This window comes from Nibribacter ruber (assembly GCF_009913235.1).
In the GTDB taxonomy this organism is placed as follows: domain Bacteria; phylum Bacteroidota; class Bacteroidia; order Cytophagales; family Hymenobacteraceae; genus Nibribacter; species Nibribacter ruber.
Window position 1 is genome coordinate 2,511,561 of sequence record NZ_CP047897.1, and the last position, 22,341, is coordinate 2,533,901.

General features: G+C 50.7%; 23 protein-coding genes. 13 read left to right on the forward strand and 10 right to left on the reverse strand.

All coding sequences use genetic code 11. The features are described 5' to 3' along the window. Positions 1-3: 3 nt before the first annotated feature. The 3 genes from GU926_RS10530 to GU926_RS10540 all read right to left on the reverse strand — a co-directional run bounded on the left by GU926_RS10530 (position 4) and on the right by GU926_RS10540 (position 4,395). Positions 4-1,080 (reverse strand): aminotransferase class V-fold PLP-dependent enzyme, encoded by a 1,077-nt coding sequence (locus tag GU926_RS10530; RefSeq protein ID WP_160691611.1) that lies wholly within the window; start codon positions 1,078-1,080, stop codon positions 4-6. A 312-nt stretch (positions 1,081-1,392) separates the two neighbouring features. Then, the gene (gene serA, locus GU926_RS10535; RefSeq protein ID WP_160691613.1) at positions 1,393-3,285 is read right to left on the reverse strand and encodes a phosphoglycerate dehydrogenase; all 1,893 of its coding nucleotides are present in this window, start codon (positions 3,283-3,285) and stop codon (positions 1,393-1,395) included. A 156-nt stretch (positions 3,286-3,441) separates the two neighbouring features. Next, positions 3,442-4,395, reverse strand: coding sequence for an asparagine synthetase A (locus GU926_RS10540; RefSeq protein WP_160691615.1), 954 nt, complete (start codon positions 4,393-4,395; stop codon positions 3,442-3,444). 164 nt (positions 4,396-4,559) lie between these two features. On the opposite strand from GU926_RS10540, the gene GU926_RS10545 reads away from it, so the two are divergent. Beyond that, positions 4,560-5,024 (forward strand): Lrp/AsnC ligand binding domain-containing protein, encoded by a 465-nt coding sequence (locus GU926_RS10545; protein WP_160691617.1) that lies wholly within the window; start codon positions 4,560-4,562, stop codon positions 5,022-5,024. Between the two features lie 77 nt (positions 5,025-5,101). Then, the gene (locus GU926_RS10550) at positions 5,102-5,995 is read left to right on the forward strand and encodes a glycerophosphodiester phosphodiesterase (RefSeq protein ID WP_160691619.1); all 894 of its coding nucleotides are present in this window, start codon (positions 5,102-5,104) and stop codon (positions 5,993-5,995) included. 501 nt (positions 5,996-6,496) lie between these two features. On the opposite strand, the gene GU926_RS10555 is transcribed toward GU926_RS10550, so the two are convergent. Both GU926_RS10555 and GU926_RS10560 read right to left on the reverse strand, forming a co-directional pair. Next, the gene (locus tag GU926_RS10555; protein ID WP_160691621.1) at positions 6,497-7,639 is read right to left on the reverse strand and encodes a DUF4407 domain-containing protein; all 1,143 of its coding nucleotides are present in this window, start codon (positions 7,637-7,639) and stop codon (positions 6,497-6,499) included. A 184-nt stretch (positions 7,640-7,823) separates the two neighbouring features. Further along, positions 7,824-8,564, reverse strand: a complete 741-nt coding sequence (locus tag GU926_RS10560; protein ID WP_160691623.1) for a hypothetical protein — start codon at positions 8,562-8,564, stop codon at positions 7,824-7,826. Positions 8,565-8,805: 241 nt separating this feature from the next. On the opposite strand from GU926_RS10560, the gene GU926_RS10565 reads away from it, so the two are divergent. Then, on the forward strand, positions 8,806-10,002 hold the full coding sequence (locus tag GU926_RS10565) for a cation:proton antiporter domain-containing protein (RefSeq protein ID WP_160691625.1): 1,197 nt from the start codon (positions 8,806-8,808) through the stop codon (positions 10,000-10,002). A gap of 570 nt (positions 10,003-10,572) precedes the next feature. Here the strand turns inward: GU926_RS10565 and sdaAA are convergent. After that, positions 10,573-11,472 (reverse strand): L-serine ammonia-lyase, iron-sulfur-dependent, subunit alpha, encoded by a 900-nt coding sequence (gene sdaAA, locus GU926_RS10570; RefSeq protein WP_160691627.1) that lies wholly within the window; start codon positions 11,470-11,472, stop codon positions 10,573-10,575. Between the two features lie 212 nt (positions 11,473-11,684). On the opposite strand from sdaAA, the gene GU926_RS10575 reads away from it, so the two are divergent. Both GU926_RS10575 and GU926_RS10580 read left to right on the forward strand, forming a co-directional pair. Next, a complete protein-coding gene (locus tag GU926_RS10575) occupies positions 11,685-12,242 on the forward strand; it encodes a Crp/Fnr family transcriptional regulator (protein ID WP_160691629.1) in 558 nt (185 codons plus the stop codon). 58 nt (positions 12,243-12,300) lie between these two features. Next, positions 12,301-12,870, forward strand: a complete 570-nt coding sequence (locus tag GU926_RS10580; protein WP_160691631.1) for a DinB family protein — start codon at positions 12,301-12,303, stop codon at positions 12,868-12,870. Between the two features lie 65 nt (positions 12,871-12,935). On the opposite strand, the gene GU926_RS10585 is transcribed toward GU926_RS10580, so the two are convergent. The 4 genes from GU926_RS10585 to GU926_RS10600 form a co-directional block, all read right to left on the reverse strand. Continuing rightward, positions 12,936-13,445 carry a hypothetical protein gene (locus GU926_RS10585; protein ID WP_160691633.1) on the reverse strand — a complete coding sequence of 170 codons (510 nt, stop codon included), beginning with the start codon at positions 13,443-13,445 and terminating at the stop codon, positions 12,936-12,938. Positions 13,446-13,509: 64 nt separating this feature from the next. Then, positions 13,510-13,923, reverse strand: a complete 414-nt coding sequence (locus GU926_RS10590; protein WP_160691635.1) for a VOC family protein — start codon at positions 13,921-13,923, stop codon at positions 13,510-13,512. Between the two features lie 214 nt (positions 13,924-14,137). Continuing rightward, positions 14,138-14,848 (reverse strand): VIT1/CCC1 transporter family protein, encoded by a 711-nt coding sequence (locus GU926_RS10595; RefSeq protein ID WP_160691637.1) that lies wholly within the window; start codon positions 14,846-14,848, stop codon positions 14,138-14,140. A gap of 260 nt (positions 14,849-15,108) precedes the next feature. Next, positions 15,109-16,524 carry a thioredoxin-like domain-containing protein gene (locus tag GU926_RS10600; RefSeq protein WP_160691639.1) on the reverse strand — a complete coding sequence of 472 codons (1,416 nt, stop codon included), beginning with the start codon at positions 16,522-16,524 and terminating at the stop codon, positions 15,109-15,111. Positions 16,525-16,667: 143 nt separating this feature from the next. Here GU926_RS10600 and GU926_RS10605 point away from each other — a divergent pair, with 143 nt between their 5' ends. From GU926_RS10605 to GU926_RS10640, 8 genes are all read left to right on the forward strand, one after another. Further along, entirely contained in the window at positions 16,668-17,150 is a 483-nt protein-coding gene (locus GU926_RS10605) for an NADH-quinone oxidoreductase subunit A (protein WP_160691641.1), read from the forward strand. A 51-nt stretch (positions 17,151-17,201) separates the two neighbouring features. After that, entirely contained in the window at positions 17,202-17,732 is a 531-nt protein-coding gene (gene nuoB, locus GU926_RS10610; RefSeq protein WP_160691643.1) for an NADH-quinone oxidoreductase subunit NuoB, read from the forward strand. 2 nt (positions 17,733-17,734) lie between these two features. Next, positions 17,735-18,286 carry an NADH-quinone oxidoreductase subunit C gene (locus GU926_RS10615; RefSeq protein WP_160691646.1) on the forward strand — a complete coding sequence of 184 codons (552 nt, stop codon included), beginning with the start codon at positions 17,735-17,737 and terminating at the stop codon, positions 18,284-18,286. Beyond that, on the forward strand, positions 18,283-18,756 hold the full coding sequence (locus tag GU926_RS10620; RefSeq protein ID WP_160691648.1) for a hypothetical protein: 474 nt from the start codon (positions 18,283-18,285) through the stop codon (positions 18,754-18,756). The genes GU926_RS10615 and GU926_RS10620 overlap by 4 nt, the downstream gene beginning before the upstream one ends. A gap of 83 nt (positions 18,757-18,839) precedes the next feature. Continuing rightward, on the forward strand, positions 18,840-20,018 hold the full coding sequence (locus tag GU926_RS10625; protein WP_232058482.1) for an NADH-quinone oxidoreductase subunit D: 1,179 nt from the start codon (positions 18,840-18,842) through the stop codon (positions 20,016-20,018). A gap of 52 nt (positions 20,019-20,070) precedes the next feature. Further along, positions 20,071-20,484, forward strand: a complete 414-nt coding sequence (locus GU926_RS10630; RefSeq protein WP_160691652.1) for a hypothetical protein — start codon at positions 20,071-20,073, stop codon at positions 20,482-20,484. A 119-nt stretch (positions 20,485-20,603) separates the two neighbouring features. Further along, entirely contained in the window at positions 20,604-21,125 is a 522-nt protein-coding gene (locus GU926_RS10635; protein WP_160691654.1) for a hypothetical protein, read from the forward strand. 269 nt (positions 21,126-21,394) lie between these two features. Then, a complete protein-coding gene (locus tag GU926_RS10640; protein ID WP_232058293.1) occupies positions 21,395-22,201 on the forward strand; it encodes a phosphatase PAP2 family protein in 807 nt (268 codons plus the stop codon). The last annotated feature ends 140 nt before the right edge of the window (positions 22,202-22,341 follow it).

The following is a 22,341-nucleotide window of genomic DNA, read 5'->3' on the forward strand; positions in this document are numbered from 1 at the left end:
TTCTTATAACAGCCTCATAGCCTTTACCAAACGGTCCATATCTGTCTCAGAAACTGCCGGGAAATTAGCGATGCGTACGTGCTGGTCCTTGAACTTCCCATACCCCGAGCCCAACACCAAACCTTGCTCTTTCAATTTAGAGATGACTTCAGAAGCGGGCCTACTTTTAACCTCCGCCACCAACACAGTAGGTGACCGATGGGCAGGCTCCTGCACAAACGGCTGAAATAATTCACTCTCTTCTAAAAAGCTATACACCATGTCGGCTTTGGCGTCTGTCTCTTTTCTAATGACGTCTATGCCTTTGGCCAGCATGTCTTCTACCACGTGCGTGAGAAGATATATGGCCAACACATTGGGCGTACACGGCGTCTGAAACTGCTGATAAAATTCGTGCAAGGAGGCAATGCTGTAATGCCCGCCCGTGTACTGCTGCCCTTGCAGGCTGGTCGCCTTAGCTAGGCACTTCTCATTCACCAGCCACACACCCAATCCCGCTGGCAAGCCGAAGCCTTTCTGCACCGAAAAGAACGCCATGTCCACCAAATTAAAATCCAGTTGCGCATACGGCGCCCCAGACACCATGTCTACAGACAGCAAGGGTTCTGGGTAACGGGCTTTCAAGGCATGAATATCAGAGACGGGCGTAGAGACCCCAGAACTGGTTTCGTTCTGGGCAATGCCTATCAATTCGGCTTGCCCAGGAATATGCACTTGCGCTATGTCAAAGCCCTGCCCGAATGGCACCTGATGCGCATCTGCCTTCCTTCCCAACCATTGCGCATGCTCCAGATATTTACCAGAGAAAGAACCGTTCACCAAATGAAAAGACGAGTTGGCCGTCAGGCTTTGCAGGCTTCGTTCCCAAATCTCCGTGGCCGACCCCGTGAAGTAAATGGCATAGCTCGCAGGCAAGTTGAATAGTTCTTTGAGCGCCGCATCTGCCCGCTTGTACAAGTCTTTGAAGCCTTGGCTCCTATGCGACTGCGACAGTGCCTGACTATCCAGTGCCTTTTGCAAGTGCTTCTCAACGGTTGGGTATAACTGGGCCGGGCCGGGCGTAAAGTATATAGAAGCCATTTTATTAATGTGCTAATTATGGAATGTGCTGGTGTGCTAATTCTATTGATTTGAGAATTGGGCAATTTGAAAATTTGAAGATGATGTTCTGCAACAATCTCCAGATTCGTTTTTAGCCTATTTTCTGGAAAACATGCCAAAAACGCTCCCATTTATTCGTTGTAAGGCTATACCCCTATTCCTGTCATCTTGGAAAGATCTAGGTGGCAAGCTAAGAAAGCACTGAATTGCTGCTTTTGCAGTTCGCTACCGAGATCCTTTCAGGATGACAACGTCAATAAATCATGTGTCTTGGATCTTGCGTCTTATGTCTTAATACAGCGTTCTTGACTTGATGGTGTCTGGAATCTGCTTGAGTTCACGGGTCATGGTGCGGTCATAACTAGTGTCCACGTCTGTGATCACATACCCGATGGTCTCGTTGGTTTTGAGGTACTGTCCTAGGATGTTGATGTTGTGCGCCGCCAGCACATTGTTGATTTTAGCCAGGATGCCGGGCACGTTTCGGTGCACGTGAATGAGGCGGTGCGCGTTTCTGAGTTCGGGTAGTTGCAGGTTAGGGAAGTTGACGCTGTTGTAAGAGCCGCCCGTGTTGATGTAGTCAATCATCTTGGAAGGCACGTACTGGGCAATGTTCTCTTGCGCCTCCTCGGTGCTGCCGCCAATGTGCGGCGTGAGCAAAGTGTTGGGCAAACCCCTCAATTCAGACTGAAACAGCTCCTCGTTGTTTTTGGGTTCATAAGGGAACACGTCCACGGCACAGCCTTTAATCTTGCCGCTTTGGATGTTAGCCGTGAGCGCCTCCAAATCCACCACGTGCCCGCGGGATAGGTTAAGAAACAGCACGCCAAGCTTCATCTTCTCGAATTCCTGCGCGCCTATCAAATGCTTGTTCTCTGTACGGCCGTCTACGTGCAAGGTCACAATGTCTGAGATGGCCAGCAACTCTGACAGCGAGTAACAGACCTTGGCGTTGCCCAGTGCCAGCTTGTCCACAATATCATAAAAGTACACCTCCATTCCCAAAGACTCGGCCAGCACAGAAAGTTGGGAACCTATACTTCCGTAGCCGATGATGCCCAGTTTCTTGCCGCGTATCTCCCGCGCTCCCGCCGCCGACTTGTCCCAAATGCCTTGGTGAAGCTTGTTGCTCTTCTCGACAATGCCGCGGGACAGTAAGAGAATCTCGCCCAAGGCCAGCTCCACTACGCTTCGGGTGTTGCTGTAAGGTGCATTGAAGACAATGATGCCGCGCTCGGTGCAGGTGGCCAGATCAATCTGATTGGTACCAATGCAGAACGCGCCAATGGCCATGAGCCGACTGGCATTCTCCAGCACTTTGGCCGTCACCTGCGTCTTGGACCTGATGCAGAGGATGGACACGTTGTGGATGCGTTCGCAGAGCTCGTCTTCTTCTAGGGCGCCGCTCACCACTTCTACTTGATAGCCTTCGTTTTTAAACAGTTGAATGGCTTTGTCATGGATGCCTTCCAGCACCAAGACCTTGATGCGGTTCTTGGGATAGGATAGCGCGCTGGGCAGGTTGTTCACGTACAGGAACTCGTCCAGGCTGGGCGTCACGTGGTCGGCTTTGTCCATGACGCTTTCGCGCTCCACATTCTCGGTGAAGGCATAGAATTTGTCGGCAATGCCAGCGCCTTTTATTTCATAGTCGGTGTAGCCGTCACCGATGACGTAGATTTCGCCGGGCAGGTTGAGGGATTGAATCTGCTTGCCTTTGCCCTGGTTCTGCGTCAGGACATTGTCGCGGTCAAAACCGGTAATATTGCCGTCTGCATCATAGGTAAAACTGTTGGCAAACACATTCTCGGGCTTCACGCCTAACTCCTGCACAATGGGCACAATAAACTCCTTGAAGCCGTTGGAGATGATGTAAATATCATCCCTGAACCTGTCAAAAAACGCCTTGTTGTGCTTGAAGGATTCTGACACCTGGCCATGGAGCTGTCTTATCAATTCTGCCAGATGCGAACGGTTGGCTTTCAATAAGGCCAGGCGGCGTTCCAGAGACTCGGTCAACGGAATCTCACCTTCCATGCCCAGGTCCGTAAGGCGCTGGATTTCTCTTAGCGTTTGCTGGCGTTGCTCTGGGTCTGGGATGCAGATGGTACACAGTACATCCAAAGCTTCTACTTTGGTGAAGGTGCTGTCAAAATCTATGATGAAGTGCTTTTGGGTGGGCATGAGGGAAGGTGGTTGGCAATAAACTTATACTACGGTTCTACCACGCTGGCCAGCTACATCTGCTGCGTATTTTCTGAGGTAAAAAATTGGAGGCGTTTTTGGCTTGTTTTCTGGAAAATAAGCTAAAAACGCCTCCATGGTTGAATAAGGCAAAATTTAGAAAAGCGCGGGTTGGCCTGGTCTACGGGAGAAAGGCGTTACGTCATTGATATCAGGTACGCGGCAGATGTAGCGGGCCATGCGCTCCACGCCAAACCCGGCACCGGCGGTTACCGGCAGGCCGTCCTTGGCTACCTCCAGGTAGTTTTTGAACACCTCCTGGTTGGTGCCCGTTTCTTCCATGCGTTTTAGAATCTGGTGGTACTCATGCTCCCGCTCGGCGCCAGACAATCCTTCCCCGAAACCCTCTGGCCAGATGAGGTCATAGTTCAGGAAAGTGCCCGGCTTGTTCAAGTCTTCCTTGTCATAAAACTCGCGGCGGTGGTTCAAGAGCCAGAACGGCGTCAATGATTCTTTGGACTTGATCAGTTCATAATCAGTTCCGTACTGGGCTTCTAGTTCCTCGGTTCTATAGACTTTGAATTTGCCAAACACCGGCAATAGATCCGGTCTGTATTTAGCCACAATCTGCGGCAATTGCGCATTGATGGCGCAGAAGATATACTCCACCAGATCTTCCATGAACTGCCGCACATAGGCTCCGTCTTTGTCTTTGAACTCGAAGTCAATCTGCGTGAACTCAAACAAATGCCGGCCGGTAAAGGCGCGGTCCGCAAACTCCAGGCGTACGTTAGGTGACACAATGTAAATGGCCTCCAGTTCCTCATTCAACAGGGCCAGCTGCTTGTGAAAAATCATGGATTTGGTGAGGCTCCAGCGGCTTCCGGCGTAGGCAATGGAGGCGTCTACCACGCTATGGTTTAACGGATCTGTGATGGGTGAGAGCATGAGCGGCATGACCTGTACCAAGCCGCGGTTGAACATAAACGTATGCGTTGCCCGTATGATAGCCTGCTGCACTTTGAGAACGTCTACCATGTCGGTGCGTTTTACCTGTTGGAGCGTTGCTTGCAGGGATACCTCTGGGTCTGTAATAAGATCTGTAGGCATGAATAAAATTTTATGAATGTGTTAACAAATTTTCACTTTACTTATCACAAACATACCAAACACAACTTTTCTTTGATAATTTTACAAGGATAAAATTTATACTTTAGTACATCAGTAAAAAATGATTATTTTTGTTGTTGATTTGGTAAAAAGAGCTCTACACCATGCCGCAAGTTTCTGAAATTGATAATCTTGATCGGAGGATTTTATCCATGCTGATGCAAGATGCCACGCGGGCTTATACAGATATAGCCAAAGAATTACAGGTGTCTGGAGGTACGGTGCACGTGCGCATGAAAAAACTGGAGGAACTGGGCGTTATCAAAGGCTCTCATCTGGTCATTCATCCCAATGCCGTGGGCTTTGACATTTGCGCGTTCATTGGCATTTACCTGGAGAAGGGTTCTGTCTACCAGCAGGCCGTGGAGCAGATGCGCCAGGTACCCGAAATAGTAGAAATGCACTACACCACCGGCCAGTGGAGCATGTTTGCCAAGATCATCTGCCGTGACACCCTGCACCTGCGCGAAGTCCTGAATGAAAAGATCCAGATCATCAGCGGAGTGGAGCGCACCGAGACCATCATATCTTTAGAGGAAAGCATTACCCGGCAGGTAGACATCCTGTAACCGTTTCCGTTCTATTTCCGGCTTTTGCGAAAAACCTTCTTCCTGCGCTATCTTTCAAAGCAATAGTTACGTTACCCATGGCGGGCCTTGCCTCTACGACTGAAAGATTCACCTGTTTCCTGAAAATTTCTCTCTGGCTGCTGTTGCCCGCGCTGGTGGGTGTGGTTGTTTCCTGCACCTCCTCAGACCCTAACGCCAAGGTAAGCCTCATGCAAAAGAACGGCCGTAAAATCTCTGTCATTGCCCACCGCGGCGCCTCGTACCTGGCCCCCGAAAACACCTTAGCGGCGGTGAAGAAAGCGCTGGAAACCTCCGCTGATTTCATTGAGATTGATGTGCACCTGAGCAAAGACGGTCAGGTGGTGGTGATCCATGATGCCACTGTGGACCGTACCACCAACGGCACCGGCCAGGTGGCCCAACTCACCCTAGAAGAACTCAAAGAACTAGACGCGGGCAGCAAGACAGACACTGCCTTCGCCGGTGAACGCATCCCTACGCTGGCCCAGGTACTCAAGACGGTGAAAGGCAAGAAGAAGCTTCTCATTGAGCTTAAAAAAGGAGAACAGGACTATTACGAAGGCTTGGAACAGAAAACCCTGGATGTGCTTAAAGCGCACAACGCCACCGACTGGTGCGTGCTACAGTCCTTCTACGACCCTATTCTGGAGCGCATCTGGCAAATGGATTTCATGATTCCCACGCACAAGCTCATGATGGGCAAAATTCCGTTTCTGCCTATTTTCTTTGACCACGAGTTCAAGTTCGGCAGCCTGGACCGGTACCACGAAGCCGCCGCCATCAACATTCACCGCCATTTTGCATCTAAGTCTTTTATCACATCTCTGCACAATCAAGGCTTCAAGACCTTCGTATGGACCGAGGATGACCCCAAAAACATCCAACAGCTCTTCCAAAACGGAGCAGACGGCGTCATCACCAACCGCCCCGAGTTGATAGAAAAACCTTAGTTTTAGTCCTGAGTCTTGAGTTGCGAGTCCTGAGTCAAGGTGACTTTGGCCATTGTCGTTTTTGGGCTGTTTTCTGGAAAAGAGGCTGAAAGCCCCACCCCAACGGAGAGGGGCTTCTTCCTGTATCTGGCGCGAGTCTCCAGACTCGTGACTTGGGATGCCGGGTAGTCTCCTGACTACCCTCGCGGGTACCGCGAAATTGCACGATTGCTTCTCTTGCTGACGTTCTCAGCACAGATTGTCATCCCCTACCCCACTTCAAAGGGGGACGGAACGCGTGTTGATCGTAGAGACCAGGCACCGCCTTGTCTCTCATGCATTGCTTTCTTCTGCTTATGCAAACACCCCTCTGCGCTTCCCTCAAGGGGAGAATCTACGGCCTAACCGATTTTAGCCTGTTTTCTGGAAATCAGGCTAAAAACGAAATCCAATAAACAAAAAAGCCGCTCCCTGTAAGAGCGGCTTTTTCTTCAAAGCATGGGCTTTTCCACAGCAAGGCGGTTACACCAAATCCATATAAGCATCCGTCTCGCGGCGTATTTTCTCTTTGCCGGTTTTTAAGCGAGCCTGCGTGTTGGTGCGGGCTAGTTCCAGGTCTACGTCGGCGTCTGCTTTCACCATCTCGCGGCGGTTGTAGCTGTAATGTTCCATGCGGGCCTCTTTGCCGGCGTCTTCAATGGCTTTGCGGGTGTCATATTCGCGGCGGCGGCTTTCCAGTTTCTCCAGGCTGTCCAGTTCTACGGTAGATTCTACATCGCGCAGCAAATCATCATAAGGCCCACGCTTGGAGATGAGTTTGGAGAAGATGGGCGCCGTTTCTAAGCAGATAAATAATAGCGTGATGAAGAGGCTGGGCAGCAGCGGCAATTTCTCCATGGCCTCAATGCGCGCCATTAGGCCGCCGTAATCATCAAAGCGTTCTTTGCCTTGGGCAATGCTCTTGTCGCGTTGGGCGGTGAGGGTGTCAATACGTTTCTGGCGTTCGGCAATGAGTTGGTTGGTCTGCTCCTGCAGTTGCTTTAGTTCCAGGTCAATCTTGTCGTGCTGGGCTTTCTTTTCGGTGTAGATGGGGCCGCGGCCAATCTTCTTGGTACCGCCGGTGCCATCGCTTTCAGCGCTCATCTGGGTGTAGAGCGTGTCGCGCTGGGCAGACTTGGTGGCGATTTCGGTTTTGAGGCGGTCAATGTCCTTGCGCACAGAGTCGGTCTCGGTGAATTGCTTGTTTACCAGCTTTTGGTGCTCCAGGGCCAGCTCGGCCTTTTTTTCCATGAGCACGCTGTCAATTTCCTTCTGGAAGATGCGCAGCTCCAACGGTTTGGAAATGACAATAGCCAAGACCAAGGCAAGCAAGATACGCGGCAGCACCTGCAGAAACTCGCGGCCAAACTTACCTTCTTTTCTAAGCGTGGAGACAATGAAGCGGTCCAGGTTGAAGATGACAGCGCCCCACAAGAAACCAAACGCCACGGCAAACGGAACAGAGTCAAAAACGGTGTAGAGGGCGTAGCCCCCGGAGAGTGCGGCCAGGATGCCGGTGAACAGAACGGTGGCGCCAATACCGCCAAATTTAATGTGTTCAGATTTGGGGCACTGTGCCAGAATGTGATCATCGGCGCCGGCACACCACCAAAAAAAGTTTCTCATAACAGGCAGAGATGCAGCAGCATCTGTCTTAAAATTAGTGTCTGGGTAACGCTAGAAAAGCGCAAATTGTATAGCGGTGGATAAAAAGTGCGCAAACATACAGAAACCGCCCCAGCTTTCCCGTTTTTTAACGAAAACCGAGGCGGTAACTAGCAGTAAATGAGAAGGATTGTAGGCAGAAAAATTACTCTCCCGCGCCAAGCTTGTCATACAGCAGCAGAGAACTGCAGGCGCTGGCCAGTACCATCTGCAGGTCTGGGCTCAGGCCTTGTTTCAGCCAGACTTTGCCCGAGTTGGAGATTTGCACGGTGGCTAGAATCTCGCCGTTGACAGAGAACTCGTAGCCCAGGTTATCACCAGATGGAATAGACATTCCCTTCCATTTATAGATAGGCTGTATCTCAATGCTCTGCTGGCCGTTAGCCAGACTACCCTGAAACTGCACGCGCTGCAGGTAACTACCAGGATCTGCCAGGGACAGCTGCCACACGCCGCTCTCCGGCGACTTGAACTGCGCCTGCAAAAACTCGGTCTCCTCTTTTAGTGACGCGGGCGCTCCTTCTACCTCCACCGAAGCCGATTTATACAGGGCGGCCGCCAGTACAAAACTGGTTTTCTGCTGCACGGTGTCTTGCACCGCAAAAGAGTACCGCTGGTAAGCCTCAGACAGTTTCAGCCAGAAGGCATCCTGGGGATTAGCCCTGCTGGTCCAGCCCCGCTGGATTTCCTGCAACTGGTACGGCCCAAACCTAAACCCTTTCTCCTTGCCCAGAAGGTTCATGCGCAGGACCTTGCGGCCTTCTACGGGCAGTTCTGTGGCTTTTTCTTTAAAACTCTGGCTCACCTGCATTTCGGGCACAGAACAGGCAGTCAGCGCGGCTGCCAACAAAAAGACACTTACTAAGGAAAACTTTCTTGATGACATGCGTTGGGTAGTTTTAGGGTAATTCTATGAAAACTGGCAAAAAACGATTCTGGGGTTTGAACGTGCTCAACGGAAGCACCTTAGGTTCTACTAATCCTGACCAGAGCCGTACTCTCTCATAGACCGGCGGCGGCGTAGTTTCCCCTATGCAAGCGCGGGTTTTAGTTGAAACTGAAAGGCATTTCGTATCTTATCCGTTCTTTTTGGGCGCCCGCCGGCGCTTTCACGTAACATTGACTGCATGATTATAGATGCCTATACTTTTCTGATTATCCTGAGCAGCCTGGTGGTGGTCTCGTATCTGTTTGATATTCTGTCTAAACGCACCAAGATTCCTTCTGTGGTGATGCTGCTGACCACGGGCATTGTGTTGCAGCTGGTCAGCACGTATTTTGGCGTAACCACGCCGCCGCTGCGCAACATCTTAGAACTCTTTGGCATCATTGGCCTTATCCTGATTGTGCTGGAAGGCGCCCTGGACCTGGAATTGTCCCGGGAGAAGCTTCCGCTTATTCAGAAATCATTGATCACGGCCACACTCACCCTGCTCATTACGGCGGCGCTCATTGCGCTTTTTGTGCATTACTGGCTGGGGGTAGATTACAAGGTGGCACTAATCAATGCCATTCCGCTGGCGGTGATCAGTAGTGCTATTGCCATCCCCAGCGTATCTAACCTTACGCCAGAAAAGCGCGAATTCATTGTCTATGAGGCCACGTTCTCAGACATCATTGGTATTATGGTGTTCAACTTTGCGGTGCAGAATGAGCAGATCAGCTTCGGGTCTTTTGTGGGCTTGGGCGTGGACATTTTCACCATTCTGGCCATTTCTATTCTTTGCTGCCTGGTGCTGCTCTTCTTCCTGGACAAGATCAAGACGCACATCAAGTTCTTCCTCATCATTGCGCTATTGATTCTGCTGTACGCTGTGGGTAAGAAGATGCACTTGTCTTCGCTGCTCATGGTGCTGGTCTTTGGCCTGATGCTCAACAACGCCGCGCTGTTCGTGAAAGGCAAGATGGCCAAGTACCTGCACGTGGGCAATCTGGGCGAAGAATTAAAGCAGTTGAAACAGATCAACGGCGAGAGTGCCTTTGTGATAAGGACGTTCTTTTTCCTGCTGTTCGGGTTTTCCATTCAACTGGAGGAACTCTACGAGCTGGATGTCTGGGTGCTGGGCTTTACCATTTTCTCCATCACGCTGCTGGTGCGTTTTCTGTATTTGCAGTACGTGGCCCGTACGCCGCTCATCCCAGAACTGTTCATTGCCCCCAGGGGCCTCATCACCATCCTGCTCTTCTACAGCATTCCGGCGCAGTATTCTATACCAGGCCTGGGCGAAGGCGTCTTGTTCTTCGTGGTCATCTTGACGAGTCTCTTGATGATGCTGGGCTTGCTGCTGACCAAACGCGGGGTGGAGGATATTCCCAATTATTAATTTTATTCGTCACGAGTTCTGAGGCCTTAGTCAAATATCCTTGGCTAAATGCAGATTCTCCCCTTGAGGATTGGCCAAACGGGAGTTTGAGGCAGCGAGCGTAGCTCAAAAGAGGGGTGTCTACACAGGCAGGTCATACTTCTGCCTCTCAACTTCCTCCTTACCAGTCTTTCTTCTTTTACTTTCTGCCCGCGTTTGTCACTTTTCTCCTTGATGCTCAACCTAACCAAAAGAATCAAGAAGAGAAGAAACTCGCTGAACGCTCGGACAGGCCGGGGGATCAAAGAGGCGCACCGTGAGAAGTGATTCGTTTCATGGTGGGCTTACGCCGTTGCCAGTTGCCCGGCCATTACTTTCTCCCTCGTGAAAAGAGACTTAAACTGACCAGTCTCTTTGCCCGAGGTCAAGGGCTGGCGGATTGATGGAAGAGGAGTTGCAATGCGTTTATGCGCTGGCGCGGGAAGAAATAAAAAGAGCGTTTTTGGTCTGTTTTCAAGAAAACTGACCAAAAACGCTCTTTGCAAAAAATGTTTGACTCGCGACTCTAGACTCAAGACTCGCGACTAAACGCTAGTCTTCGTCTGGCAGGATTTCTACGTCTTGCACCAGCACCATATTCTCTATTTCTCTGCCTTTGGGCGTGTTGGCGAGGCCACCGAGAGCGGTTTCTTTGTATTTGGTTTCCATGCTTTGACCTACCTCACCCAGGGCCATCACGCACTGGTCCACCGGAATAACCGGGTTGACGCCGGCAATGGCAATCTGGGCGCTGGAGAAGGCAATGGCGGCGGCGCTGGCGTTGCGCACTACGCAGGGCACTTCTACCAGACCAGCCACCGGATCACAAATCAAGCCCAGCATGCATTGAATGGTCACGGCCACGGCGGCAAAAACCTGGTCTACGTTGCCGCCCAGGCAATACACAATGGCACCCGCGCCCATGGCGGCGGCACTACCGGTCTCGGCTTGGCAACCGCCCACGGCGCCAGCCAGAGAGGCGTTGGTTTCAATGATGAGGGCAATGCCAGCGGCTATTAAAAGGCCTTCGTGGATTTTACGGTCGTCTAGTTTGTGCAGGTCCTGGATGGTGGTTAAGATGCCCGGCAAGATGCCAGAGGCACCGGCTGTTGGGGCGGCTACCACGCGGCCCATGCAGGAGTTCACTTCCTTGGCACCCAAGGCCCGGCTAATCAGCATTTGGAACTCAGGCGACAGCACGGTCACAGGAGCTTTGGCCACTTTCTTTGCGCCGTTGTTGATCATGCCCGAGCGGGAGGTCATGTCATCTGTGAGGCCGGTGTGCACGGCGTCGCGCATGACGTCATAGGCGCGGGCCAGCCCGTCCCAGATGACTTCTTCAGAGCGGCCTTTCTGCTCTATCTCATAGGTGAGGACGGCCTGCCAGAGCGGTTCGCCGGTTTCTGCGCAATGTTTGCCCCAGCTCGCGAAATCGTTAAATAGTAATGCCATAGTTGTAAGACACAAGAATCAGGAGAAAGAACGCCAGATGCACCTGCATTCTGCCCTAAGGGCTTGCGCATCTGTGTTCAGCTTTTAAATTTACGGAAAGAAACACAGATTCTACCGTTCTCCCCGCTATAGTAGAAGCCATTTAGCACCGGCAATAGTTCCGGGGGCGTTTTTGGCCTGTTTTCTGGAAATTAGCCCAAAAACGCCTTTCTATGCTGGCCTCCCTTTTACGCCAAGTGCCTTATTTTTCTGAAGACGATGTGGCCGTCTTCGTGCCGCTCTGGAAAAAGCAGGTGCAGGTGAAGCGCCATGATTTTCTTATACGCGAAGGCCAGGTGGAGCAGCATCTGTATTTTGTGTTGAGCGGCGCATTCAGGCTGTATTACCCCACGCCCGAAGAGGACATCTGCGTGGGCTTTGCGTACGCCAATACGCTCATCACCGCCTTCCCGTCTTTGGTCACGCAGATGCCGTCTACGTACTGCATACAGGCTTTGAAAAAGAGCGAGTTGCTGGCGATTTCAAGGACGGATTTTTATGCTTTGCAGGAGGAACGTCCCGTGTTTGGAAAATTCTGGCGGCATGAACTGGAGAAAGCTTTAGTGGGCAAGATGGAACGCGAGATTGACTTGCAGCTCCTTGACCCGCAACAGCGCCTGGACCGCCTCTTGGCCCGAAGTCCGCACATCTTCCAACTGGTGCCCTTAAAGTACATTGCCTCCTACCTGCGCATGACGCCAGAGACCCTGAGCCGCATCCGGAGATATTGATTTGCATCAAGGATTCCAACTTATAGGCCCTCTACCTTTGGTAAAAAAAGATACTGCCATGGAAACCCACACCTTCATCACCCAATTACAGGACCGCGTCCAGCACGTAAAAGCCACCGTGCAATCTGAGTTTCTGCCTCTAGATGCTGCCGCGCTCAACTTCAAGCCCCAGCCTGCCAGTTGGAGCATCTTAGAATGCCTGGAACACCTAAACCGCTACAGCCGCTTTTACCTGCCCGCGTTTGAGAAGGCTATTGCCCAAGTACCGGCCGCCGGTTCTGATGAAGTGGTGAAGTATTCTTGGTTTGGGAAGAAGTCTTTGGAGATGGTGAATCCAGCTAGCGCCAAAAAGCACAAGACATTGCAACGCATGAACCCGCACAACAGCCAACTCAGCAAAGCAGTACTGGACGAATTTCTGCAACACCAAGACAGGCTTCTGCAATTGCTTTCTAGAGCGGCCACTGTAGATTTGAACAAGAAAGCTTTGCCGGTGGAGTTCTTTCCTTTGTTGAAATTGCGCCTAGGCGAGGCGCTGGAGTTTGTGGTTCTGCATGAGCAGCGCCATCTGCAACAGGCCCTGCGCGTGAAGGCAAGTGCTAGTCAACCTTTGAGTTTGGTGGTGTAAGGTGAGAAGCGTTTTTGGCTTGTTTTCTGGAAAAGAGGCTAAAAACGCTGAATACATTTTTATAGCTACTGCTTTTCATACATGACGTACTCACATTGGTCAGGGTCGTTTGTGTATTTGAACAACACCAGCTTCCCGTCTTTTTTATATAGCCTTATTTGGCCGTCTCCTTTCCCGTTAAGCTGTCCGCCGGCTTGGTATAGCACAGAAATATCTTGCGTTCCTGAAACTGAATCGAGAGATAACTCCAGCTTGCCAGTGTCAGAGACTATCCTATTTCTACTCTCACCTACAACCAAGCCGGACGTATTGACCAGTATAAACTTCTTGTCTTGGGTTAACTCTATATGGCCGTAGTCTTGCCTCTCTGGACCATTAGTTTTAAAACGATTAACAGTGCCATTATCTGGCATGTAGATGCCTGCTAAGGCTTCGGCAGAGGGGGCAACAGGCACCTGCTCCACCTCGTCATAAAACCCACACGGCCGGCGGCACGCCATGCAAACAAACATTAGAACCAGGGAGACACAAATTCTATTCATGAGGTAAGTGGCTACTTTCAGGAATGGGCGCATTGAAGTTTTAGTCACTTTTCTGCGTTAGTGGTTAGCCCGTCAGTTGGACTTGCTTTGGACATGGTTACTCTTCCTGCAATAGCATCCAGGAGGTGCCAAACTTGTCGCGCAGCATGGCAAACCTGTTAGCAAAGAAGGTCTTTTCCATCTTCATGAAGACTTCTCCACCATCCTTAGAGAGCAGGTCATAAATTTGTTCTGCTTGCTCAGGCGTATCCAGCTTAAGGGTGAGGTAGGCGCTGCGCATGGGCTCTGCCCCTACAACATCTGCGCCCCTGACAGTAGTGCCGCCTATTTCCATGATGGCATGAAGAATGGGTTTCTTCCAGTCTTTCGGGAAGTGGGGTGGCACTTGCTGGTGCGCCAGCATCAGGTTTATTTTTCCGCCCAGATGCTCCTCATAAAACCTGAAAGCTTCTTCGCAATGCCCTGGGTAATTGATATAAATGTCTAGTTTCATGGAAGGGTCCTTATCCATACTTCTATTGCACTTCTGCTTATATACTGAATGATTCAATACCTTCTATTGGTGATTCCCCTTTTTAATCTAGCCTGATTTCACCGTCTCCAATTCCGGCTAACTGGCCACCAGCAGAATAGAGCACCCGAAGCTGACCGGTCTGCAAGGACACTGCGTCAACAATACACTCACCTACCGGGGTGTGCGTACGTTCCGTTATGCGCTGTTCAGTTTAAAGATTGACGCCAAACACATACCCTACTGCTGCTGTCAGGACCATGGCCACCGTTCCCCAGAAAGTAACCCGCAGGATTGCCTTTGCCACGCTAGAGCCTCCCGTTTTGGCGGCTACCACTCCTAACACTGACAAAAACAGAATGGACAGGCCGTAGAGGTAATACTCCATCTGGTGGATGGGTAAAAAAAACGCTCCCAGCAGCGGCATGGTGCCCCCGCCAAGAAATGCTCCACCAGAAGCCAGGGCCGCTTGGATTGGTTTTGCCTGGTTCATGTCATTTATTCCCAATTCATCCCTAACGTGTGCCCCCAGGGCGTCAACGGCCGTGAGTTCTTTGGCCACCTGCAAGGCAGTTTCTTTTTGAAGGCCCCTTTTCTCATAAATCTCCGCTAGTCGCTGCAACTCTACTTCTGGCATTTCTTGTAGCTCCACCTTCTCCCTGGCAATGTCAGAGTTTTCTACGTCTGTCTGTGAGCTTACAGAGACGTATTCACCGGCGGCCATAGACAGTGCGCCGGCTACCAAGCCAGCCACCGTTGCCAAGACAATGGGTTCTCTGGTGGTGCTGGCGGTGGCAATGCCTATGGCAAGGCTGGCAATGGAGATGATGCCGTCATTGGCACCCAATACCGCCGCCCTTAACCAGTTGCTTCTGTGGATGTAATGGTTAGCCAGGTAATTGTCTTGATTGGGTATTGCAGCCATTTTCTGAGTACGTTACCTATAAAGTGTAGGAAGAAGCTTGCTAACTACCCAATAGCAAATTGGCTGCAGGAGAGGCGCTTTTCTCTGGGATATTCGTTGTGTGTGTGTGTGTGTGTACTGATTTTACAGATTATGCTCTTCCTTGGATTGAAAAGGATATATCGCTAAATGTACAGTTTCATAAACGGATTATACAAAAAATATGTTTTTGGCCTACTTTCCAGAAAACGGGCCAAAAACGGATCAGCAGGAAGTATCGGTTATCCTTTTACTTCTACTACTTCCTTCGCCCCAGTCTCCAGGTTTACTCTCAAAAGTTGGTGGGCGTTGGTATTGGTGACCCAGAGAGAACCTTGGTGCACCAAGACGTCATTGGGTTCTTGGAGTCCGTTCAGTAGGGTATGGATCTGTTGTTTCTCAAGGTCTAATACTTTGATTTTACCGTTGTAGGTGTCGGCTAAGTAGAGAAGGCCATTGTGGTAGGTGAGGCCCATGCAGTGTTGGAGGTAGGCTTCGTCAAAATAACCGTCCTCATCGCCAAACTCAAAGAGGCCGCGGCCAATCAAGGTGGTGACGCTGGCTTTGTCCAGGTCTAAGGCCCGCACGGCGCTGGCTTCTGGGTCTGCTATGTAAAGGGTGCGGTCATGCAAGGTAAGGCCGCTAGGCTGGTTGAAGGCGGCTTCGCGCAGGGAACCGTCTGCCAGGGCCTCGCGACCGGTGCCAGCGAAACGCAGAAGCTGGTTTGTCCCTAGATCCAGACGCAGAATCTGGTGATTGCCGGCGCTGGCAATGTAGAGTTGGTTATTGTCTAGGAGTAAATCCCAAGGGCTATTTGGCAATACAGTAGCGCCCAGTTGGTCATCAAAGAAGTAATAACTCAGCTCTCCGGTGCCAGCCAGAGTGGTTACTTCCTGCGTTTCTAGGTTAACGGCTCTAATGGCGTTGTTTTTGGCGTCTGCCACGTACAGCGTTTGGCCGTGCAAAGCCAAGCCGTGCGGTTCATTGAAGGTGACTTGCGCGTAGGGACCATTTGTAAATCCGGCTTGGCCAGCGCCAATGATTTCCAGTATCTGCCCGGTGGTAGAAAGTTTAAGAATGCGGTGATGGCCACTGTCTGACAAGTATAGGTTGCCTTCTGGGTCTGCGATGAGCTTAGAGGGAAACTTAAGCACTTGGGCTTCGGCCTGCTCTGGGGTAAACAGGAACGGTTCGCGGTTGATTTGGTCCCCGAAGTCCTTGATCAGTTGGTCTAGGTGCGGTTTGATGATGTCATAGATGCCCTCGCCCGCCTTCTGGCCAATCACCTTGCCATTTGGGTCTATGAGTACTACGGTGGGCCAGGCGTTGACGGCGTAGTGTTTCCAGACCTCAAAGTCTGCGTCATTGACCACCGGGTGCGTAATGCCAAACTTCAAAATGGCCTGCTTGATGGCCTCGTGGCTTTTCTCGGCGGTGAACTTAGCCGAATGCACGCCTATGATGACCAGTTCATTGGGGTATTCTCTTTCCAGACGGTGCAAGTCTGGCATGAGGTGCTGACAGTTGATGCACCCGTAGGTCCAGAAATCCAACAGCACAATCTTTCCCCTGAAATCTTTGAGAGTGTAGGAGCGGTCTGTGTTGAGCCAGCCGTGTTTGGTGTTTATTTCTGGGGCGTTGACAACTCCTGTTAGCATAGAAAATAGTTTGATGGGTAGATAGGCATTGGGCAATATTTTCTTAACCCCGGCTCTCCAAAAAGGTTACACAGCCCGGCCCGCTAGCATATTTACTGGACACTTCTCAAGAAATGGGTTAGTTTTGTATAGACCTGCTGCTCATGACACCAAACCTGTATTTTTCTGATTTTGGCATGATTCTGCTTTTCCTGATAGGCGGGGTGGTGTTTGTGGCGCTCGGGCTTTTTGCCAGCCGGCTACTGCGTCCCAACAACCCCAACTCAGAGAAGCTGGCCACCTATGAGTCGGGGGAGGAGGCTTTGGGCAACGCCTGGGGTGCTTTCAATCCGCGCTTTTACGTGATTGCCCTGGTTTTTCTCTTGTTTGAAGTAGAGCTGGTGTTTCTCTTCCCATGGGCTGTGGTGTTTGGCGATAAAAATTTGATGGAAGCTACAGACGGTGCCTGGGGTTGGTTTGCGGTGGCCGAGATGTTCTTCTTCGTGCTGGTCTTGGCCTTGGGCCTGGCCTACGCGTGGGTGAAAGGCCATTTGGATTGGATTAAGCCGAAGCCGGTGGTGCCCAAGAGCCGCTCTAAGATTCCGGGCAGTTTCTACCAGCAGGTCAATGACAAGTATAAGAAATAGTATCATTCGTTTTTAGCCTCTTTTCAGCAAAACAACCCAAAAACGCACCCCATGTTCCCCACAGACAAAACCGGCGAAGGAGGCGTAGTCATCGCCAAACTAGATGACCTGCTCAACTGGGCCAGGCTGTCGGCGCTGTGGCCCATGGGATTTGGGCTGGCCTGCTGTGCCATTGAGATGATGGGCGCGTATGGCTCTAACTATGACATGGACAGGTTCGGGATTCTGCCTAGGCCTTCCCCTCGCCAGAGCGACGTAATGATTGTGGCCGGCACCGTCACTTTCAAAATGGCCGACCGCATCCGCCGCCTCTATGAACAGATGCCCGAGCCACGGTATGTCATCTCCATGGGCTCTTGTTCTAACTGCGGAGGCCCATACTGGGAGCACGGCTATCATGTGGTCAAAGGCGTGGACCGCATCATTCCGGTAGACGTCTACGTGCCCGGCTGCCCTCCTAGGCCAGAGGCGTTGATTGGCGGCTTCCTGAAACTGCAGGAACTCATCAGAAAGGAAAGCATCACCGCGCCCAGAGCGGTGTTGCGGTTGTTGGACCAGGAGAAGACCCAAGAAAACGCCTAGCCATGACTTTCGCAGAAATCAAAGACTTGTTGCTTACCCAGTTCGGGCCAACCGTAATTTTGGGCGAAGAGGTGCATCCTTTGCAGTCTTATGCGTTGTTGGCGGTGTGGGCTTTGCCTGAGGTGGCGGAGTTTCTGCATGACGAGGAACAGACCTATTTTGACTTTCTCTCTTGCCTCACGGGCGTGGACAACGGCCCTGAGGCCGGCACTATGGAAGTAATTTATCACCTCTATTCTATCCCGTACAACCACCATTTTGCGTTAAAGGTACAGGTACCCCGCAATCTACCCGACCAGAATCTGCCCGCCGTACCTACGGTGAGTCATGTGTGGCGGTCAGCGGATTGGCATGAGCGCGAAGTCTATGATCTGGTAGGCATTTCGTTTCCAGACCACCCAGACCTGCGGCGCATTCTGTGCGCCGCCGACTGGGAAGGGCATCCGCTCAGGAAAGATTACACGTGGCCGGCAGAATACCATGGCATCAAAGTGCCCTATGACCGGCACAATGAAGAGAATGGTGTTAAAAACGATTGGAATCTACCCTCATGAGAAAGATTAGAAATATGTTCGATTTTCTGGCCCTGCTGTTTGGCGTGAGAACCAGAAACAACTTTGAAGGCCGAAGAGGCTTTTGGGCCAGCTTTACCCGCACCCTAGGCCCGGTCATCAGGCTGTCCATGATAGTGCTGGTAGGCGGCTTTGTACTGATGCTACTAGTCTATGCATTGACTTACAACATGGTCAAAGAACGCAACACCGCCTTGAAATTAAATCGCCTGAGCGGACAGATTGCGCAGTATTATCAAACGCGGGCTATGCTTCCGGCGCACTTGAATGAGGTGGTAGCCAATGACCCGATGATTAGAAACAACACTTTTGACAGCTGGGGAAACCGAGTGGTGTATCAACCTCTACTACCCAACCAAGGTTTTAAACTGACATCGGCGGGCAAGGACAGAAAGATCAACACGGATGATGACATTGAACGGCTGGTCACCCAGGCACCGGCGGTCAATTAACCACTTCCGTTTTTGCCCTGTTTTCCAGAAATTAGCCTAAAAACGAATTATATCTTTTGGCCACCACGCGCTACACAGAGTACCTGCTCCAATCTGAACCCAACAAGTTTGACGTAGACAGCCTGCAACACGGCGAACTGCTCTTGAACATGGGTCCGCAACACCCGGCCACGCACGGAGTTCTGCGGCTGGAGGTGGTGACAGACGGCGAGCTGGTGGTAGACGTGGTGCCGCACATTGGGTACCTGCACCGTTGTTTTGAGAAGCACGCCGAGGCCCTGACTTATCAGCAGTCCATCCCGTACGTGGACCGCATGGACTACCTGGCCGCCATGAATTCTGAGCACGTATGGTGCATGGCCGTGGAAAAGATGCTGGGCCTAGACGGGCAGCTGCCCAAGCGCGTGGAATACATACGCGTGCTAGTGGCCGAGCTCAACCGCATTGCCTCCCATTTTCTGGCTATTGGCACCTACGCCATTGACATTGGGGCCTTCACGCCGTTTCTGTGGCTCCTGCGGGACCGTGAGCACATTCAGCGTCTGCTGGAGTGGGTGACGGGCGCGCGCATGCTCTACAACTACATCTGGGTGGGTGGTTTGTACTATGACCTGCCCGTGGGCTTTGAACAGCGCTGCCGCGAATTCATCCAGTACCTCCTGCCCAAGCTCACCGAACTGGACACGCTCCTGCTTCAGAATAAAATCTTCATTGACCGAACCGCCAACGTGGGTACTTTGCCCTTAGACGTGGCCATCAATTACGGATGCTCGGGCCCTATGCTACGCGGCTCGGGGCTTCGGTTTGATTTGCGCCGGGTGGATGGCTATTCAGTCTATACAGAGTTGGACTTTGATATTCCTATTGGGCAGGGCTTGGCTGGCGCCGTGGGCGATTGCTGGGATAGAAACTACGTGCGCGCACAGGAGTGCCATGAGAGCATCAAAATCATTTCGCAGTGCCTGGACAAACTGGAAGGCGACCACAAGCGCACCCCAGACTTCGACCCGCAGGCCATGTGCCCCAAAAAGATACGCCCCACGGCGCAGGACTTCTATTTCAGGGCAGAAACACCACGCGGCGAACTAGGCTACTTCTTTAGAACCACAGGCCGCACCGATGTGCCGTTCCGGTGCAAAGGCCGCTCGCCGTGTTTTTCCAATTTATCAGTCTTGCCTGAAATCAGCAAAGGTTGTATGGTCTCTGACCTCGTTGCCATTGTAGGCTCGGTGGACATTGTCTTGGGTGAGCTGGATAGGTAGTAAGTGGCTTTCCTTTTTTAATTCTGTTTAGCAAATAGTTGGGGTTAATATTATGAGAAAAACTCTATCGACATTGGGATTTTTATGGATTGCGATTTGTCATGCTACACCTCTACAGGACAGTATCAAAATTGGCAAGTTTACTTACAAAACCAAAAAGGCTAAAGTCTTTTTAAAAGATGAATCATACCATTGCAATTGGTTCTCCTTGTATTCTCAAAATGGTGAGCACCAAGCAGGTCTTATAATAGAAGCCAAGCGGAATGACACGCTTTTTGTGAGTGGAACTTACCAGATTGAATCAAACAATTTTATCGCTAAAAACTACTATCATTTTAGACATAGCCACGAACCCGATTCTTCAGTAAAAACTTTTGTACAGAACAGCAAAGGAAAGCTAGAACTTCGCTCATTCATTGAGTTTACAGATGGAGTAAAAAATGCAATCAAATTGCCTAATCATTAGCGCCATTAAAATACGACAGGTAACCTACAGAAAAATACTACCGCTAACGAGAGCTAAACGACATCTCGGCCAACGGCTGTCGTCACCGTTTAGCCTTACCACTTTGCCACATGTAAAGTATGAAAAAACCTATCCTAATCTTCTTACTACTCCTCGCTCCATTAGTAAACTTTGGGAGGCAAGGCGCTGGAGAAAAACTTAATAAAGAACTAATATGCCAACAGCTTGAGGCTGCATTAATGCACCTAAAAAGTAATACTATACTTAAAGGATTTGAATTAAAGTTTGACAACCGGATTAGGGATGGCTGGGGTTATGGCTCGTTCGCCACCTTATATACAGCAAAAAAACTTAAGGTAACGCCAGAAGAACTTTGGAATCAAGACAAGAGCAAGATTGGAGAGATATTCAACTCGTTTGAAGACAAACCCTTTAAGTCTGGTTCCAAAATGAATTTGGATTGTCTATCTAAATCCCGTTGTGCAAATACGGTTATCTCTAAAATAGATAGTGATACCATGCTGTTCTATGTGACTACTAACAGGCTTGGAGAGGAAGGTTCATCAGGAGTGATTCTTTTATTTTGCTTTGATGAATCAAATAATATTGAATCGTTTCATAAGACCTCTTGGATAAGCTAAAGGAAACGCTTGTTACAACATTATCTATACTTCAGCCTTCAGTCTTACCCGTTAGATAGCATAGTCCAATTGAAAATCACCTGTCTATTTGTGACGATGTAAAGAATGCTTTCTGTTTTCCTTCTATTTTCTAAGAAACAGGCCAAAAACGATTCTAGTCCATTCTGATTCAGTAACTTGCACCCCGCTAAAACAAAATTGAGTTTACTTTTGTGAATTCTCATGGTGGCTTTTGCGTTATGTCCCTATTTCACCCAAATTTTAACCGTTTGAATCTTAGAAAGTATGTTGCGGTGCCCTTGGTGTGGCTTTCTCTGCTAGGAGGAGTACAGGCCCAAACCACACCAGAGGTAGTAGAAGTTATTGCGTCCGTCGCAGAAAGACTACCCGCCGCCCAGGCAGACTCCATCCTGAAGGCCCAGCACAAACAAAGCAACAGGCAGTTCTTGAAAAATGCGGTGTTGCCCTCAGCTGTTTTAATAGCCGCCGGCATCTATACCATCAAAGACAACGGCTTTTACAGCAGCTATGACGCCAAGCAGGACGCCCGTACAGAGTTTCCGCACTTCAGCACCAAGATAGACGACTACATTTTCTTCGTGCCGATGGTGGGCTTGTACGGCTTCAACTTATTTTCTTCCCAGAACAAGCATGACATCCGCCGACAGACGGGCCTGCTTCTGGCATCTGGCGCCTTGGCCACGGCCATCATCTACCCTACCAAAATACTGTCGGGGCAGGAGCGGCCCAACGGTCTTCCCAGAGCATTTCCCTCTGGGCATACGGCCTACGCGTTTACCATTGCCACCATCGCAGACAAGGAGTTCAGAGACAAAAGCCCCTGGATCAGCGTGGGCGCCTACACCATTGCCAGCGCCACGGGCGTGATGCGGGTCTTAAACAATGAGCACTGGATGTCTGATGTACTGGCCGGCGCCGGCATTGGAATCTTATCTGTAAATACCGTGTACTGGCTGCATGACAAGTTTGCCCGCAACAAAGGCCTGAACGCCCGCATGGCGCCTACCATTTTGCCCAACGGCCAACTGGGCATGGGACTGGCGGTGAAATTTTAATTGATTGCTGATGGCTGATGGTTAGTTGCTGATGGTTGAAGGAGACGTTGGCAGAAGGTAAAAATCCGTTTTTGGGCTGTTTTGATGGAAACAGCCCAAAAACGGATTTTTTGTTTTCAAGCGATGGCTGGTTATTCGGT